This is a genomic window from Undibacterium sp. Ji50W (assembly GCF_049340445.1).
GTDB lineage: Bacteria > Pseudomonadota > Gammaproteobacteria > Burkholderiales > Burkholderiaceae_D > Undibacterium.
This window is the reverse complement of the sequence record NZ_JBMPOX010000015.1, coordinates 130221-146733: the sequence shown is the minus strand read 5'-3', so window position 1 is coordinate 146733 and position 16513 is coordinate 130221. Positions and strand designations below refer to the sequence as shown.

The window sequence follows — 16513 nt, the reverse complement described above, 5'->3', positions numbered from 1 at the left end:
TCAGCTGATCCGGAAGTAATGATAGAAATGAACATGACGCCATTGATTGACGTCATGCTGGTATTGATCATTATGTTGATTATTACCATTCCTATTCAGAACCACGCGATCAATCTGAATATGCCGATAGGCAATCCACCGCCACCACCAGCGCCACCTATCGTTGTCAATATCGATGTGGACTTCGATGGTACGGTGTTGTGGGATGGTGTGGCCGTCAACCAGACTGAACTGGAAGGCAAGCTGCATGCAGTGGCGACATCGCCAGACCAGCCAGAAGTGCATTTGCGTCCAGTAGCTGTGGTACCGTATAAATCGGTCGCTGCAGTGATGGCAGCAGCACAGCGTCTGGGTGTGACCAAGATCGGTATGGTCGGGAATGAGCAGTTCCTGAAGTAAACAAGATGGTGCATCAATGCAAAAAGGCAGGGAAACCTGCCTTTTTGCATTTTTTATTCAACACACTGCATCACTACCGCTGGCTGCCTTCTTCATGCAACACCAAGGCCGGGGACGGCATCATCAGCGCAGTGGTGCGTGCGTTGGGCATAAAGCTAAGCAACAAGCATCAAGCCAGATTTACTGCTTTTCCATGAAGGAAAAATACAGGTCGCGCGCACGGGTGGCTATGTCACCTACCGGCAACTGACGGCCTTCATAACGGGTACAGGGCGTGACTTTTGCAAAATTACCGGTATTGAAAATCTCTTTGGCTTGCAACAGTTCTTCCGGTTTTACTGTACGTTCTGACACTTGCTTGCCATCCTCTTTCAACAGGCCGATGACACGGGCACGGGTAATCCCGGACAAGAAACTGCCATTGGCTACGGGTGTGACGATTTCATTGTCTGCGGTCACAAAAAAGATATTGGCCGTCGCAAATTCCGCCACATTGCCATGCACGTCACAAACCACGGCATTGTCATAAGCACGGTCTTTGGCTTCGCGCAGAGCCTTGGTGGAATTTGGATATAAGCAAGATGCCTTGGCATCTGTCGGTGCCATGGAAGGATCAGGGCGACGCAGGCTGGACAGGCAGGCAGAAAAGCCTGAAAAAGCCGGCATGGCCGCATCAAACAGCGTCAGCGCAAAGCCCGAGGTCGTTGGCTCGGGGATCAGCAAGCCATCAGTACCAAACACCAGCGGACGGATATACAGTTCTGCATCCGCCGGAAACAGGGCAATGCCCTCGCGGCACAGGGCTTCCAGTTCATCCACATTGTAAGGGCATTGCAAACCCAGTCTTTGTGCCGACTGTATGACCCTTTGCAGATGCAGACGCAAATCCGGCGTCAGGCCACGGATGGAACGTGCGCCATCAAATACCGAAGAACCCAGCCAGACAGCATGATCCATTGCGCCAAACAAAGGCGTATTACCTTCGCTCCATTGACCCTTGAAATAAGTGCGGTACATAGTATTCCTCAACGATAGAAATGGATGACATTTGATTCTACAGCATGCCTGCCTATGTTCGCTTATGCCTGACTGGCGGAGGCATTGGTACTATCAATAGCATCAATAGTGGCACCGGCATTCACGCTGCGGCCACTGCTTCTGATCACGACATATTGCTTGCGAAACTCAAGACCGCGTTGCGGCCATTTTTCTGCATAGTGCTGCAGATGTTCTGTTGCTGCTAAAAAATCCTCGCCATTCACCCGGCAATCGGCGGCCAGCTTGCCTTCATTATCGCGTGAAGCAAACAGGCGTACGCCAAAAAATTGATCGCTCTGTAACAGATCATGAAAAGCTGGCATGCTTTCCGTGAACAGGCAACAGGGGCAAAACGGATGCTCTTCCTTGCGCTTGGGGGCTGGCAAGGTCGCCAGATGGGCCACCGGCCCCAGTATGACTTGCCGGTACACGGCCTTGCCTGCTGCCACATCTGTCTCACTGGCCACATTCATTTCAATGACGGTACAGCCTTTGGGAAACTCACGCGTGGCGTCCAGCAAAGCCAGCAAATCCATTCTGGCCCAGGTACGAAAACCTTCGCTCATGGCCAGCACTTCGCTCGCCCCCATTGCATGCTGATATTCACTGAGGCCTTGCGGAAAATAAACCGCATGGCTGACATGAATACGGGTACAGGTCCTGAATTTGTCTTCGGCCAATGCCACTGCTTCCACCCGTTCGGCAGCCAGCACCAGGCCATCAGCCAGGTCATCAGCCAGGCCATCTGCCAGCCGAAGGTAATGGCCTTGCCAGGTGGCCTTGATATCTTCTGCAGCCAATATCTCAAACAGCATCTGCATCAGCAGCGGGTCTGCTTCAATCGATGGTGCTACAGTGGTCTGCGGTGAAACAGCCTGGGCAGGACGCAACTTGCCTTTGACAGCATTGAAAGCTTTGGTGAATGAATGAGTAAGGGACATGGGCAGGAAGGAAAAACAAAGATGAGGACAATCAGCCTGCATTGTAACAAGAACATAACACGCACGAGCAAATCATAATGGGGCTGTCATGCCTTGATCATGGAAATCAGTTCCCTTGCATGGGCTGGCAATTCATCATACTGGCGTACACAAATCAGCAGTTGCCGCACCGCCCATACATCGTTGAGTTGCAGTTGACTGATCTTCATTATTTTCTCGTACCGCGTCGCCGCTGTTTCGGGAATGATCGCAATACCGGCACCACTTTCCACCATGCGGCAGATACCGTCAAAGCTACGCAGACGCAGCCGGTAATGCAGGCGCTGCCCTAGCCTGGCTGCATGATCATTCAGATATTGTTGAAGTGCGCTGTCCCCAGCCAGGCCGACAAAATCATAGGCCAGGCTATCGGCAAATGAAACCCGGCCAGCAGCATCTGCCAGTTCCGCCAAGGGGTGTTCGTGCGCTGTGACCAGCACCAGTTGATCATGACGAAAAGGAAAAGTCTGCAAGCCCGCACAACTGACGGTATTGGCCACGATGCCGATATCGGCCTGGCCTTCCATCAGGGCCTGCACGATGTCATTGCTCAGTCGTTCTTCCACTTCTATATTCACATGCGGATGCGCATGCATATAGGCAGCCAAAGCCTGCGGCAAAAACTCGGTCAGGGCCGAGGTATTACACAGCAGGCGTATATGGCCTTTCAACCCCTGCGCGTAGTCACCCAGGTCACCGCGCATTCTTTCCATTTGCTGCATCAACAAACGCGCATGATGCAATAGCGTGCGACCGGCATCGGTCAACTCTATGCCACGCCGGTTGCGTGTCAGCAGCGGTACGCCCAACTGTTCTTCCATGCCGCGCAAACGGGCGCTGGCCGATGCCAGTGCCAGGTGGCTGCGACCAGCGCCGGACGTGATGCTGCCTGCTTCCACCACATGCAAAAACAACTGCAAATCAACCAGATCAAAGCGCATGGCCTAGCCCCTCCTATTCTCATTCACTTTAGCCTCAGTATTTAGTCTAAGTGTTTAGCCTAAGTATAATCCGAAGGCTCACTGAGTGTATTCCACATTTTCAGCGCTTGCTGGCAGTGGCAAACTGTGTGAATGGAAAATTTTTTTACTCTCCCCGGCGATTACCAGCAATTCCTGGTGGTCTGTCTGGTTTTTATACTGGCTGGCATGGTCAAGGGCATTGTGGGCCTGGGCTTGCCAACGGTTGCCATAGGTTTGCTGAGTTTGTCCATGCCCACCATGGAGGCAGCCGCTTTATTGATCATGCCTTCGCTTTTGACGAATTGCTGGCAACTTGCCGTCGGCCCAGATCTGCGCCAGCTATTGCATCGGCTACGCCCCATGCTGCTAGGTATCTGCGCAGGTACATTCTTGTCTGCGCTGCTGCTGACGCGTATTAATCCTTACTGGTCGGGTATCGGCCTGGGTCTGGCACTGATTGCCTATGCAGGCATGGGTCTGGCGTCTTTTCACTGGACGATGCCAGTCCGGCTGGAAACCAGAATGGCGTCTGTCGCTGGCACACTGACAGGCATGGTCACCGCTACCACCGGCGTATTTGTCATGCCATCCGTCCCTTTTCTGCAAACCCTGAACCTGGACAAAGACAGTCTGATACAAGCCATGGGTTTGACGTTTACCGTTTCCACGCTAGCCCTCGCCGTCAATCTGGCATGGGCCGGGCAATTGCACTGGAGCGTGGCGGGCAATTCTCTTTTTGCGTTGCTGCCTGCCATTGTCGGCATGCAGATGGGGCAAATGCTGCGTGACAAGATGCCCGCCGCAATCTTCAAGCGCTGTTTTTTTGCAGGCTTGCTGATGCTGGGACTACACTACCTCTGGGGAGCAAAGGGATGATCAATACCAAACCCTGTGGCAATCTGGCCGATACCCTGAAGATCTGCAAGCAATGCAGTGGCAACGATCAGTGCAGTATCCAGTTCAATGCATTCTGGGACAGGCAGCATGTAGGTGCGCTCGATTGCAGCGTCAGTGGCAAGCACGTCCACATCCATGTCCTGTATGTGAAACCGGCATTTCGCGAACTGGGAATTGCTAAAGCCTTGCTCAATTTCCTGCAAGCTGACCTGCCCGGGATGGAAGTGAGCTGTGCGCATGCCGTCAAACCTGCCAGCCATCACTGAGCAGCTGTCTGCCGGCGGTTTGTATCAATCCAAACAGACCCATACCAATGAGTCTGTTTGCGCCAGCGCCAATCTGGCTGACGCCGACCGGGTGTCTTTCAGTTTCAATTATTTGCTGATCAAGTTACATTCTATTAGGACTTACGCAAAATTGTCCCAGCAAGGCGTAGTGACGAAGACAGTACGAATAGTACGACGAGGAGCTGCAACGCAGCTGGGGCGGTTTTGCGTAAGTCCTATCTATTCTCTATTGTGCAACTTTACTTTTGCAGTAACTGCTGTTCAAAAAAGCGGGCGATTTTCTGGTCAACTTCAGCCATCTGGCTGCGATCAAATCCTGGCGGATCATTCAACATATCACCCAGCAATCCCGTCAATCCCGGTGGCAAGGGTGACAATAATGCACCATGACCAGCGGCAGGCAACTCAGCCAGTCGCACGCAGCTTTTGCAAGCCTGCAGGACCAGGCCACTGTGGAAACGCGGTATCAGCCAGCGATCTTGCCCGGCCGTGATCAGGGCCACAGGCATGACCGGGTGCTCCAGTGAAGACAGGTCAAAATCAGCCGCTGCCGGCACACCAGCGACCACCGCTGCCACCCGTGGGTCATGGTGCTCACGCGGCGTTGCATCGCTGAAGCGGTGACGTATCACCAGCATGGCAGCCCACTTCTTGATGCCATCCAGCATGCCACCTGTCAAACGGGTGATCAGGCCGACACAGGCTTGAAAATCTTCCTCCAGACTGGTTTCGCAATGCTGCCTGAAACCGTCTGGTGACCAGCGCCCGCCAGCCATACTGAGGGCGGTATGCCCACCTGCAGACATGCCATAAATGCCGACTTTATCCAGCGTCAGCAAGCTGGCAAAACGTGCATCGCGCCCTACTGCATCAATGGCGCGTGACATTTCTGCCGGCCTCAGGGCCCAGCTATCCGGTCCGGGATTACTGTCATCCATGAAATTATCCGCATGATGCTGCGGCATGGCGACCACAAAGCCAGCCTCAACCAAGGCACGCGCCAGATTCACATGTACCCACGGGCCACCGCCCGAACCATGTGAAATGACAATCAGGCGACCGTTACCCCGTACCGGCTCGGCCCGTTCTGCCAGATTCAGCACAAAGCGACCACGTCTTAGCTGTTGTTCGACAGCCTGGCTGGGATAAAACAGAGTGATGGTGCCGTCACTGGCCGTTGCCGCTATCTCACCCAAACCGACACCAGCTTGCGCCCTGCCCGTACATAAAAACAAGACAGGGATCAATACAGAAAATAAGTAAGGCCGCCAGTTGCGTCCAATCGCAAAAATAAGTGTGGTGGGCATAGTCAGGCTCCAGTTGATGTGAAAGCCACAAGCGGCTGCTCGTGGTGAAGCTGACTATGGATTTAAAACGGGATGATGTCTTGCCATAGACTGCAAATTACAGAATACGGCTAGCCGATTTCAGGAATCGGCTATATTTTCTTTGCGAAACTCGGTGGGCGTAAGCCCTGTCGCAGCCTTGAACGCCCGGTTAAATGGTCCTATGGACTGAAAACCCGCTTCCAGCGCAATGCTTAACACCGGTAAATCCTGTAGTGCCGGATCTTTCAGGGCGGTGCATGCCTCAGTGAGGCGAAATTCATTGATATAGGCATTGAAGTTGCGATAACCCAAACGCTGGTTTATCAGACGGCGCACGCGGTATTCAGGCAATTGCAGACGTGCCGCCAGGCTGGCCAGGCTAATATCTTCGCGGCGATACAGTCGCTCTTCCTGCATCAGGCTTTGTAGCGCCGCGACTAAACGATCTTCAACTGGATCATGCTCAACGGGCTTTGGCGCGGGGGATAGCGGCGCATCAACTGGCGACGTATCGACCTGCCCTGAAGCGGGCAAAGCCTGGTGAGGCGGTAAGGGAAATAAATCCAGATGTCCCAATTTCAACATTTTTACCGTCACCGTGGCGATAATCAGCAATAAAATCAATACATCAGCGGTGGCTGTCGGTCCCAATAAACGCCCATGGGGTGAACCCAGCCGCGCCGCCAACAGGGCGACTGTGTAGGCAATGCCGGTAATCACAATGAAGGCACGCAGGCGGCGACGTTGCTCGACCAGATCAGTACGCCACTGCCGGGCTGCAGCCAGGGCCGCCAGCGCGGCAAACAGCAGAGGTATGCCACGCTGCGCTCCCATCAATAGCGGGGTCAGTATGGATGCGCTGCCCGCGACCACGGCACAATTCAAGCCACTGAGTGCGGCCACGGCTAGCCAAAGCGTCGCATGCAAGGGGCGCAGTACAAAGTCATCGTCAAACAGGGCTTGTACAAATATCCAGAACAGCACGGCATTCGCTACCGAAACTGCCACCAGAGGTGCCTGCCATAAGCGCGGCATCATCGCTTCAAACAAGGGGGTAGCCGCCACTACCTGTACCGCCAGCCCAAGGCAAAGGGCAATACCGGTACGCACCACGGTCAGGCGTGGACGATCGCGCCAAAGGATGGCAGACAATAGCAGCAACAGGGCAATCAGAGTGCCACGCAGTCCAGCATCCAGCAGCACCAGGGGTTCAGTCAGCAGCATAGTAGAAGTCACTTAGGACTTACGCAAAATTGTCCCAACAAGGCGCAGCGACGAAGACAGTACGAAGACAGTACAAAGAGTACGGCAAGTAGCTGCAACGCCGTTGGGGCGGTTTTGAGTAAGTCCTATCGCTATTAAAGGTGATCACGATAGCAGCAAGCCGTTAATTTGCGCAAGCGCCTGAACTGTCAGCTATCCAGATGGGAAATCAGCAAATTGCTGAAACGCGATAATTCCTTGCGCTTGACTGCGTCCCCCACGGCATCGGTCACAGGTGCATCGATAGACAAACCGACTGCCAGAATATCGATCAGCAGCAATTGCAGTATGCGTGAAATCATGGACAGGAAAGTGGCATTGTCTTCCATATGATTGACGGCCAGGCAGACTGTCGCTTTTTTTGCCAGCGGCGACTGATTCGGTGTGATGGCGATGACATCGGCGCCGGCATGCAGGGCAGCATCAACTGCCTTCAGCAGTTCTGGCAACTTGCCGGAATTGGATACGACAATTACCACATCACCAGGGTTCAGCAATTCTGCCGCCATGGAAAACAAATGGGCGTCACCGTAGGAAGCGGTAGGGATACGGAAGCGGAAAAATTTATGCTGGCCATCCAGGGCCACCGCACGTGAATTACCCATGGCATAAAATTCGACCTTGCTGGCTTTGCGCAGCAGTGCAATCGCCTGATCCAGCGAGTGTACATCCAGCTGATCGCGGAAATTCAAAATCGCCGATACGGTATTGTCAATCACCTTGGCGCTCAGGTCATGCGTACTGTCGCTCATGCGTACCTGGCTGTGTCTTACCGGTATGGTGCCAGTCAGACTGCTGGCGAATTTCAATTTGAAATCAGCCAGCCCCAGAAAACCCAGGGAACGGCAAAAACGAATCACGGTAGGTTGGCTGACATCGGCCAGGCGGGCAATTTCGGCAATCGCTTCATTCAGCACGGTGCGTGGATTTTCCAGCACCAGGCTGGCAACCCGTCTTTCGGCCGGCGTCAGTTCAGACTGCAATTGCTGTATGCGGTCCATCAGTGAACTATCGCCACTGCGGCCACGCAAGTGCTCCGACAAAATCGCCGATACGCCGTAGAAAGCCGGGTTCTGTGTCGTGATCACAAAGGTGGGGATTTGTGCCAGGTAGCTGGAAAAACGCCCCTTGGCTTCAAAACGGCTGCGGAAAGGGGAGGTCGCAAAACGCTCCCCCATCAACGGCACAATGCCGCCACCGATATAAATCCCGCCGAAAGCCCCCAGGGTCACCGCCAGATTGGCACTGAAACTGCCCAGCATGCCGCAAAAACATTCCAGTGTTTCCAGGCACAATGCATCACCATCCGTCAGTGCACCACGCATGATGTCTTGCGCTGGCAAGGCCTTGACGGTTTTTTTATTGCGATCGGCAAGGGCGCGATAAATCAGTTCCAGACCGGGGCCAGAAATCAGGCGTTCAGTAGAGACATGCGACCATTCTTTCCAGGCGAATTGCAGGATGGCATATTCACGCTCATCCGTCGGTGCAAAATTGACGTGACCGCCTTCACTGCCCAGTGTCACAAAACCGTCGGAAGTAGGAATCAGGCCAGACACGCCCAGACCGGTGCCCGGCCCCAATACGCCAATCACGGATTTGGCGACAGCGCTGCCGCCACCGACCTGCATCAAATCCCTGGCCTGCAAACCCGGCAAAGACATTGCCAGCGCAGTAAAATCATTCACGATGAGCAGCGTGTACAAACCAAATTCGCGACGCACGTCCTCAATCGAAAAAACCCAGTCACGGTTGGTCATCCTGACCTGGTCACCATCGATGGGATTGGCCAGCGCAAAGGCCGCATGGTGCACCTTACTGGCCGGCACCGCTGACAGGTAAGCACGCAACAGGGCAATGATGTCCGGGTATTCGTCACACTTCAAGACCTTGACGGATTCAAACACGCCCGGTGAAGACTCAAGTGTAAACCGTGCATGGGTAGCGCCAATATCAGCCAATAAGCGCGGGCCACCGGAAAACCCGGTGACGCTGCCATGTTCTACAAGTGCGTGCTTTGTCTTCATGCTGTCTTCATACTGCCTTAATGTATATCACGTTGTACCATTCCGGGAACAAATTCCATCGTCCGGCCATTCCCTGCCATGCCTGTCAGGCATTCATATGCCAATCTCGCAATTTACCACAATCACCAGCCTGTATAGATTATTCCGACTCACCCAAAAGACATGGAAGTACAAAGAAAAATGCCCGCCACTTTCACTAAAGCAGCAGGCATATCTCACACTAACTACCAACTTTCAAGTGCTTTACTTGCTTCTGAAAATAAGCTCCTTCATTTTCTGTAATTTCGGATACACGATAGGTACGGTCAGCATGGTGCTGGCGATGGCCATCAGCAGTAAAGCGGTAAAAGTCTCGCTGGTGATAATGCTTTTATCTAATAAAACATTGACGAAAATGATCATGATCAAAGCCTTGGTCTGCAATAACCAACCAATAATGGAGGCCTCTCCCTTTTCCCATTTGAGTATCTTACCAGCCACCTGTATGCCTATCAGCTTGCCACCGACAGAGGCAACCAGCAGTACAGCAGCAGCGACGAATACGGTAACGCCTCCTACCGCCCAGTTGGTGCGCAAACCAGTGCTCAGGAAAAATACCGGCATGATAGCCAGCAAGACATGATGACGCATCAAATCCATTTTTTCCTGATTAAACCAATCCGCATCCATCACAGCGCCGGCCAGGAAAGCACCCACCATATAATGCAGGCCAGCCCAGTCAGCGGCAAAACTGCAAGCCGCCAGCCAGATCAGACCCACATACCAGCGATCACGCTCTTGCAGCCAGACCATGAGCTTGCGGAACAGATAGGTAGCAACGGCAAATAACAACAAAAACCCGACTTGCCGCCCTACCCTGGTCCAGTCGAGCAAAATAATCGCCAACACGCCCCAGATGGCAATGTCGTCCAGACTGGCATAACGAAGAATGCGCTGACCTATCGGTTGCCGTAAAATTTCCAGCTTTTCCATTAACAATATCAGGATGGGCAAAGCTGTTACAGCACATGCCATGCCCACACCCAGCACAAATTGCCAGCTCATGGCCTTGGGGCCCATCCAGCCATCCATGGTCAGCAAACCCATGCCGGCAACGCAACCGAACAACAAAGGCATGCCCAGTGCCAGGCCTGCAGTAATCGTGCTCTCACGCCGGTGTTCCCATGCCTTCTTCAAGTCCAGTTCTATCCCGGCAACCATGACAAAAATCATCACGGCCCACCACGCGATACCATTTAATGACTGTATCACCTGAGGATTAAACAAAAATTTGTAGTAGTCTGGAAAAATGGCACCCAACACGCCAGGGCCAAGCAAGATACCAGTAATAATTTGCACTACTACCAGTGGTGCGTAATAGTCAGTTTTACCTACCCGCCAGATCAGATAGGGCAAGGTAAAAATTACAAACATCGCGATCAAGAAAATCTCGGTAGTGCTCATCCCTGTATGCATATTTTTTTGGATTAAGGTTTATATTTTTATGCACCGCCTGTTTTCCGGCAGTGTCTCCCACAACGGCATTTTGGCTGCGCAAACATGATCGTTACCTATGCGATGCGGCAAGGGGACGCGCCATTGATGTCATGTCTCGCAACACTTTTATATGACTTGCACTCTTCGAGCTGCCAAGCAGAAACCAAAGTTCCGAAATGGATTTTGTACTAAAACTAGATTAAATGTCAAACAAAGATTACAAAAAGTCATAACAATATTACATGTCTCTATATGTATATATTCCCTTGATCACTTCTGAGTATGCTGCGAATACTCGACAAAACAATAAAGGTTAATATGTAGCTAAACTACTTATTTCAATTGAGTTATTTGTTTTTTTGCAAAAATCCCATTGACGTCATAATTTATTTGGTATTAAAACAATAAATTCCATCGCAAATATCCAAAGTGTCGCGGTTGTCACTACAGTCACTTGAACGGGGTTCCCTGCCTGGACGCTATTGGCCGATCAGAACTCAAGCGAGTTAAACTTGCAAAATACGATTGCCAATCATATGGCAAAATCAGTCGGGGAGGAAAGGGAGGGCTACGCTGATTCAGGATCAACGATAGGTGCAAAGAGAGGTATGCCGTCTGACTATTTTATCCTGCAGTCGCCACTTGCCGGCGTCGCCAGACCGCACCGTACAGACGCAAAAAAAACAAATGGCAACAAAAACCAGAAACAGGCATTCGCAATCACACTTGCCTGTGTGAAACTGAAGTGATAATGATTGTCGTTGCCGTCCACATATACCGCTACGAAAGGCAAGCCGGCAAACCAGCCCGGACCCAGGCTATTCGGATAGGGAAACAACATCCAGAACGTAGCCAGGCTGGAGAGTAATCCCAGCAAGACACCCGCGCCCAATGTGGAAAAAACCAGCTTCTTCCAGTTTTTTGGCGTCACGCCAGATTTGGCAAAGCGCCAGATACCGACAAACCCCCAGGCACTGGCCAGCATCAACAAAGTGGCAGCAATAACAATAAAGATCAACATGACATGCCTGGAAAGATGAACAGTAATACTGTCAACATACCTGAAGGCCGGGCTGACTGCAATGCCTACGCTTATCAACACCCGGTTCAAAGTCTGGTCTGATCTTCTTTGCATTTCCGTCTAAATAGGCCTGTGGCAAGCATTCGATTTACGCGCTGGGCAGCCTTAGCTATCAGATTCTCCATGAGTGCTATGTTATATTCGGCAGGGATACTCACCGAAAAACACGCCAAGGGTAAGAAGAATGAAAAAAAACCGCATGCAACGCGTATTCACCAGCCTGTTTTGCAGCAGCCTGCTGCTGGTTTCTGCCACGGCGCTTGCCGAAGAAAAAACAGCGGCTAAAAATCCGATCGCCATCAAGGCGGGTCGGCTGATTGATGTTGAAAACGCCAAGGTCTTGCGCGATCAGTTAATCGTGATTGAAGGCGAGCGCATTGCCAGCATCACCCCGATAGCAACCACAGCCATACCGGCCAATGCCACAGTGATTGATTTGTCGAATGCTACGGTGTTGCCCGGCCTGATAGATGCGCATACCCATCTGACCAGCAATCCACATCAGCATGGGTATAGTTCGCTAGGCACTTCCAACGTGCGGGCCGCATTGTACGGTGTCAGGGCTGCGCGTGATACCCTGAATGCCGGTTTTACAACGGTGCGCGATGTCGGTTCTGAAGGTTTTGCTGACGTCGCCTTGCGTGATGCCATCAATGATGGTGATTTTCCCGGTCCGCGGGTGTTGGCATCCGGTTACGCCCTGGGTATCAAGGGTGGGCATTGCGACAATAATTTGCTGCCACCAGAATACAATGACGTCGGCAAAGGCGTCGCTGACGGCCCTTGGGCAGCCCGCAGCAAGGTCAGGGAAATGGCCAAATATGGGGCTGACCAGATCAAGATTTGTGCGACCGGCGGGGTCTTGTCCAAAGGTGACGCTGCCGGTGCCCAGCAATACACGCTGGAAGAAATGCAGGCCATCGTGCAGGAAGCCCACAAGCTGGGACGCAAGGTGGCCGCTCATGCGCATGGTGCCAGTGGCATCAGCGATGCTATTCGCGCTGGGGTAGATTCGGTCGAACACAGCAGCCTGATCGATGCCGAAGGCATCAAGCTGGCGAAACAGCATGGTACCTGGCTGGTGATGGATATTTATAATGACGACTATATTCTGGGCGAAGGTGAGAAAGCCGGCTTCTTGCCAGAATCGCTGGCAAAAGAAAAAGAAATCGGCCAAAAGCAGCGTGACAACTTCCGCGCTGCCCTGCAAGGCGGTGCGCGCATGGCCTTTGGGTCTGATGCCGGGGTCTACCCGCACGGTGACAATGCGAAACAGTTTTATTACATGGTCAAGTACGGCATGACACCCATGCAGGCAATACAGGCGGCCACTATTAATGCCGCTGACCTGCTGGGGCAAAAAGAAAAAATTGGCAGTATCAAAGCCGGTAAATTTGCTGATCTGATCGCGGTAGAAGCAGACCCGCTGGCTGATGTCACCGTCCTGACCAAAGTATCTTTCGTCATGAAAAACGGCAGCATCTATAAAACAACCGCACAATAAGAATTCAAACAATTCAAACAATTCAAACAATTCAAACAATTCAAACAATTCAAACAATTCAAACATCTGAGGGTATCGCGCCCTCAACCACCTCGGAAAGCAGCAATGAGTCACAAGTTAAGCATAGATGAATACGACGCCCTGGAGCAATTAAGCAAGTTACCGCGCCAGAGCAAACCCGGTGCCTGCATCAGCCGCAATGCCAAGCGCCTGTGCGGTATCAAGCTCATGGCTTACCGCAAGGACGGCACACTGGAACTGACTGAAACCGGTCGGCAAACTCTGTTTATCAAGCAATGCATAGATGGCCTGCGTGCCATCGCCAACGACCCCGACACGACGCTGCCCGGTCCTGTTGCCACCTTCCTTGGCAAGAAGGCGCATGTGGAAGTGGATGCAAGCAGCGGCAAACTGCTCATCACACAGCGCGGCCGTGAATGTCTGGCGGATATTGATGCGCAGATGCAAGCCAGCAAATAAACGCATTGCTATCCATCCGCATCAATAAAGATCAATAAGCTGCGCCTTCAAATAACATGAAGGCGGGATAAAATCATACAAAAGCTCTTTTGACTACTCTGCCTGCTTGCTTACAAGCAGGCACTTTTATAAGTAAGGACAAATAATGACTATCGACTTCAAAGGCCGCGTTGCCATCGTGACTGGTGCAGGTGGTGGCCTTGGACGTGAACATGCGCTGGCACTGGCGGCACGCGGTGCCAAAGTGGTCGTCAATGACCTGGGTGGTGCCCGTGACGGGTCTGGCGGTTCGTCTGGCGCTGCACTGGCGGTGGTAGAAGAAATCCGTGCAGCGGGTGGTGAAGCCATCGCCAATGGTGCATCGGTAACCGACTTTGATGCCGTACAAGCCATGGTGGCAGATACCATGGCGCAATGGGGCCGTGTCGATATCCTGGTCAACAATGCCGGCATCCTGCGCGACAAGAGTTTCGCCAAAATGGATATCGCCGATTTCAAACTGGTGCTGGACGTGCATCTGATGGGTGCCGTGCATTGCTGCAAGGCGGTCTGGCCCATCATGACAGAGCAAAAATACGGCCGCATCGTGATGACGACCTCGTCTTCCGGCCTGTACGGGAATTTCGGCCAGTCGAATTACGGTGCTGCCAAACTGGCGCTGGTCGGCCTGATGCAAACCCTGGCGCTGGAAGGGGCCAAGTACGACATCCGCGTCAACAGCCTGGCACCGACTGCAGCTACCCGCATGACAGAAAGCCTGTTTCCGGAAGAAATTCTGAAAGCCCTGCAACCGTCCGATGTGGTACCGGCGATGCTGGTGCTGGCGTCCGAACAGGCCCCCACTCGCGCCATTCTGTGTGCCGGTGCTGGCAGTTTTGAAGCCGCGCATATCACCATGACCCAGGGCGTATGGGTGGGCCGGGGCGACGATGCCGCCGAAAAACTGGCAGCACGCCTGAACGAAGTCAGGCAGCGCGACGCCGAAACTGTGCCGGAAAGCGGCGCGGCACAGGGGCACCTGGAACTGAGCAAGGCCATGAGCCAGCTCAGAGCCTGAGCCGAAACCGGGTATCAGCCGTCATGGCGTGCCCGGTTACAATTTAGGGACAGGCCAGAGTATCCGCGAATTCAGCAATCCTGTGCCTGTCGGGCATGGCTGTTCAAAGATACTCCCCCATTTTCTTATGAAAATAGAAAAAAATATAGCTCCTGAGCCAAGCACTTGCTGACGCTGCCCGCAGTCTGTGCCAAACTAACGGCATGACACTCACAGAATTAAAATACATCGTTGCAGTAGCCCGGCAAAAGCATTTTGGCCATGCGGCTGAAGCCTGCTTCGTTGCGCAACCAACGCTGTCCGTCGCCATCAAGAAACTCGAAGATGAGTTGGGCGTCACCATTTTTGAACGCGGGGGCACTGAAGTCTCTACCACGCCCCTGGGCGCACAGATTGTTGCCCAGGCCGAACGTGTGCTGGAGCAAACTGCTGCCATCAAGGAAATTGCCAAACAAAACAAAGACCCGCTGGCTGGTCCTTTCCGTCTTGGCGTCATCTATACCATCGGCCCTTACCTGCTGCCCACGCTGGTCAAAACCATGATACAGCAGGTGCCTCAGATGCCATTGGTGCTGCAGGAAAACTTTACCGTCAAGCTGATGGAATTGCTGCGTCAGGGGGAACTGGATGCCGCCATCGTCGCCTTGCCCATACCCGACCATGGCATGATGGTGCAGGCCCTGTATGATGAACCGTTCGTAATCGCCATGCCAAAAGACCATGCCTGGGCAGAACGTAGTGAAGTATCCGCAGAAGAACTCAAGTCGGAAACCATGCTCTTGCTGGGTAATGGTCACTGCTTCCGCGACCAGGTGCTGGAAGTCTGTCCTGAAATGTCACGTTTTTCGACGACCGGGGATGGCATCGCCAGAACCTTTGAAGGATCTTCGCTGGAAACCATACGTCATATGGTGGCTTCCGGTATCGGTATTACGGTATTACCGATGGCATCAGTGCCTGACATGGGCACGCGCGATGGCATGCTGCGCTACCTGCCATTTACGGCACCGGCCCCTGACCGGCGCGTGGTGATTGCCTGGCGCAAGAGTTTTACCCGCCAGGCCGCAATTGAAGCCATACGCCAGGCTGTACTGGCTTGCGACTTACCCGGCGTCACCATGCTGGATGAAGCCCCCAGCACGCAATAACCCTGTTACCCCTTGTTGATGATGTTGATGATGGATGCTATCGCTACCGAGCGCCTGCAATTGCGCGTGCTTTTGCCACAACAGGCCGCATTGCTGCAGCAGTATCTGCTGAATAACCGTGAGCACCTTGCCCCCTGGGAGCCGGCTCGCGACGCCGCCTATTTTTCGCTGGAAAAGTGCGAAGAACGCCTGTTATCCAGCACACGTTTAATGGAAGCCGGCCTGGCCATGCATTTTGCCGTATGTCTGGACCAGGAAATGATAGGTATCTGCAATTTCAGCAATATCGTGCGCGGTTCCTTCCAGGCCTGTCACCTCGGCTATGCCATCGCCGAAAAACAGCAAGGACAAGGATATATGTCTGAAGCCGTGCAGGCCGGACTACAGCATATGTTCGGTGCACATAATCTGCACCGTGTCATGGCCAACTATGTGCCGGAAAACCAGCGCAGCGCAGCCCTGCTCACCCGCCTGGGTTTTGAAAAAGAAGGCTATGCCAGGTCCTACCTGAAAATCAACGGCGTCTGGCGTGATCACGTATTGACCGCCCTGGTCAACCCCGCAGAACAAACCTGAGCTTCCCGCG

The 16513-nt window shown here is 53.0% G+C and carries 16 protein-coding genes; 8 read left to right on the top strand and 8 right to left on the bottom strand.

The window, feature by feature from the left end:
- Positions 1-399 (top strand): ExbD/TolR family protein (locus ACO0K9_RS19605; protein WP_422987768.1); only part of this gene is annotated, 399 nt, incomplete at its 5' end.
- A 180-nt stretch (positions 400-579) separates the two neighbouring features.
- On the opposite strand, the gene ACO0K9_RS19600 is transcribed toward ACO0K9_RS19605, so the two are convergent.
- The 3 genes from ACO0K9_RS19600 to ACO0K9_RS19590 all read right to left on the bottom strand — a co-directional run bounded on the left by ACO0K9_RS19600 (position 580) and on the right by ACO0K9_RS19590 (position 3358).
- Positions 580-1416 (bottom strand): branched-chain amino acid aminotransferase, encoded by an 837-nt coding sequence (locus ACO0K9_RS19600; protein ID WP_422987767.1) that lies wholly within the window; start codon positions 1414-1416, stop codon positions 580-582.
- A gap of 62 nt (positions 1417-1478) precedes the next feature.
- A complete protein-coding gene (locus tag ACO0K9_RS19595) occupies positions 1479-2378 on the bottom strand; it encodes a DUF6348 family protein (RefSeq protein WP_422987766.1) in 900 nt (299 codons plus the stop codon).
- 86 nt (positions 2379-2464) lie between these two features.
- Positions 2465-3358, bottom strand: a complete 894-nt coding sequence (locus ACO0K9_RS19590; RefSeq protein ID WP_422987765.1) for a LysR substrate-binding domain-containing protein — start codon at positions 3356-3358, stop codon at positions 2465-2467.
- A gap of 132 nt (positions 3359-3490) precedes the next feature.
- Between ACO0K9_RS19590 and ACO0K9_RS19585 the strand changes: the two genes are divergently transcribed.
- Positions 3491-4255 (top strand): sulfite exporter TauE/SafE family protein, encoded by a 765-nt coding sequence (locus ACO0K9_RS19585; RefSeq protein ID WP_422987764.1) that lies wholly within the window; start codon positions 3491-3493, stop codon positions 4253-4255.
- A complete protein-coding gene (locus tag ACO0K9_RS19580; RefSeq protein ID WP_422987763.1) occupies positions 4252-4542 on the top strand; it encodes a GNAT family N-acetyltransferase in 291 nt (96 codons plus the stop codon). The genes ACO0K9_RS19585 and ACO0K9_RS19580 overlap by 4 nt, the downstream gene beginning before the upstream one ends.
- Positions 4543-4802: 260 nt before the next feature.
- Here ACO0K9_RS19580 and ACO0K9_RS19575 read toward each other — a convergent pair whose 3' ends face one another.
- The 5 genes from ACO0K9_RS19575 to ACO0K9_RS19555 all read right to left on the bottom strand — a co-directional run bounded on the left by ACO0K9_RS19575 (position 4803) and on the right by ACO0K9_RS19555 (position 11678).
- The gene (locus tag ACO0K9_RS19575) at positions 4803-5870 is read right to left on the bottom strand and encodes an alpha/beta hydrolase family protein (RefSeq protein WP_422987762.1); all 1068 of its coding nucleotides are present in this window, start codon (positions 5868-5870) and stop codon (positions 4803-4805) included.
- Positions 5871-5990: 120 nt separating this feature from the next.
- Entirely contained in the window at positions 5991-7127 is a 1137-nt protein-coding gene (locus ACO0K9_RS19570) for a helix-turn-helix domain-containing protein (RefSeq protein ID WP_422987761.1), read from the bottom strand.
- Between the two features lie 176 nt (positions 7128-7303).
- A complete protein-coding gene (locus ACO0K9_RS19565; RefSeq protein WP_422987760.1) occupies positions 7304-9181 on the bottom strand; it encodes a glucokinase in 1878 nt (625 codons plus the stop codon).
- A 243-nt stretch (positions 9182-9424) separates the two neighbouring features.
- Complete coding sequence (locus tag ACO0K9_RS19560; RefSeq protein WP_422987759.1) at positions 9425-10624, bottom strand: cation:proton antiporter; 1200 nt, start codon at positions 10622-10624, stop codon at positions 9425-9427.
- 652 nt (positions 10625-11276) lie between these two features.
- Positions 11277-11678: a hypothetical protein gene (locus ACO0K9_RS19555; RefSeq protein ID WP_422987758.1), complete on the bottom strand. Its 402-nt coding sequence runs from the start codon at positions 11676-11678 to the stop codon at positions 11277-11279.
- 244 nt (positions 11679-11922) lie between these two features.
- Between ACO0K9_RS19555 and ACO0K9_RS19550 the strand changes: the two genes are divergently transcribed.
- The 5 genes from ACO0K9_RS19550 to rimJ all read left to right on the top strand — a co-directional run bounded on the left by ACO0K9_RS19550 (position 11923) and on the right by rimJ (position 16503).
- Positions 11923-13242, top strand: coding sequence for an amidohydrolase family protein (locus ACO0K9_RS19550; protein ID WP_422987757.1), 1320 nt, complete (start codon positions 11923-11925; stop codon positions 13240-13242).
- Positions 13243-13347: 105 nt separating this feature from the next.
- Complete coding sequence (locus tag ACO0K9_RS19545) at positions 13348-13722, top strand: hypothetical protein (RefSeq protein ID WP_422987756.1); 375 nt, start codon at positions 13348-13350, stop codon at positions 13720-13722.
- Between the two features lie 145 nt (positions 13723-13867).
- Positions 13868-14779, top strand: a complete 912-nt coding sequence (locus ACO0K9_RS19540) for an SDR family NAD(P)-dependent oxidoreductase (RefSeq protein WP_422987755.1) — start codon at positions 13868-13870, stop codon at positions 14777-14779.
- Between the two features lie 203 nt (positions 14780-14982).
- Positions 14983-15927 (top strand): hydrogen peroxide-inducible genes activator, encoded by a 945-nt coding sequence (locus tag ACO0K9_RS19535; protein ID WP_422987754.1) that lies wholly within the window; start codon positions 14983-14985, stop codon positions 15925-15927.
- 18 nt (positions 15928-15945) lie between these two features.
- Complete coding sequence (rimJ, locus tag ACO0K9_RS19530; protein WP_422987773.1) at positions 15946-16503, top strand: ribosomal protein S5-alanine N-acetyltransferase; 558 nt, start codon at positions 15946-15948, stop codon at positions 16501-16503.
- Positions 16504-16513: the final 10 nt, after the last annotated feature.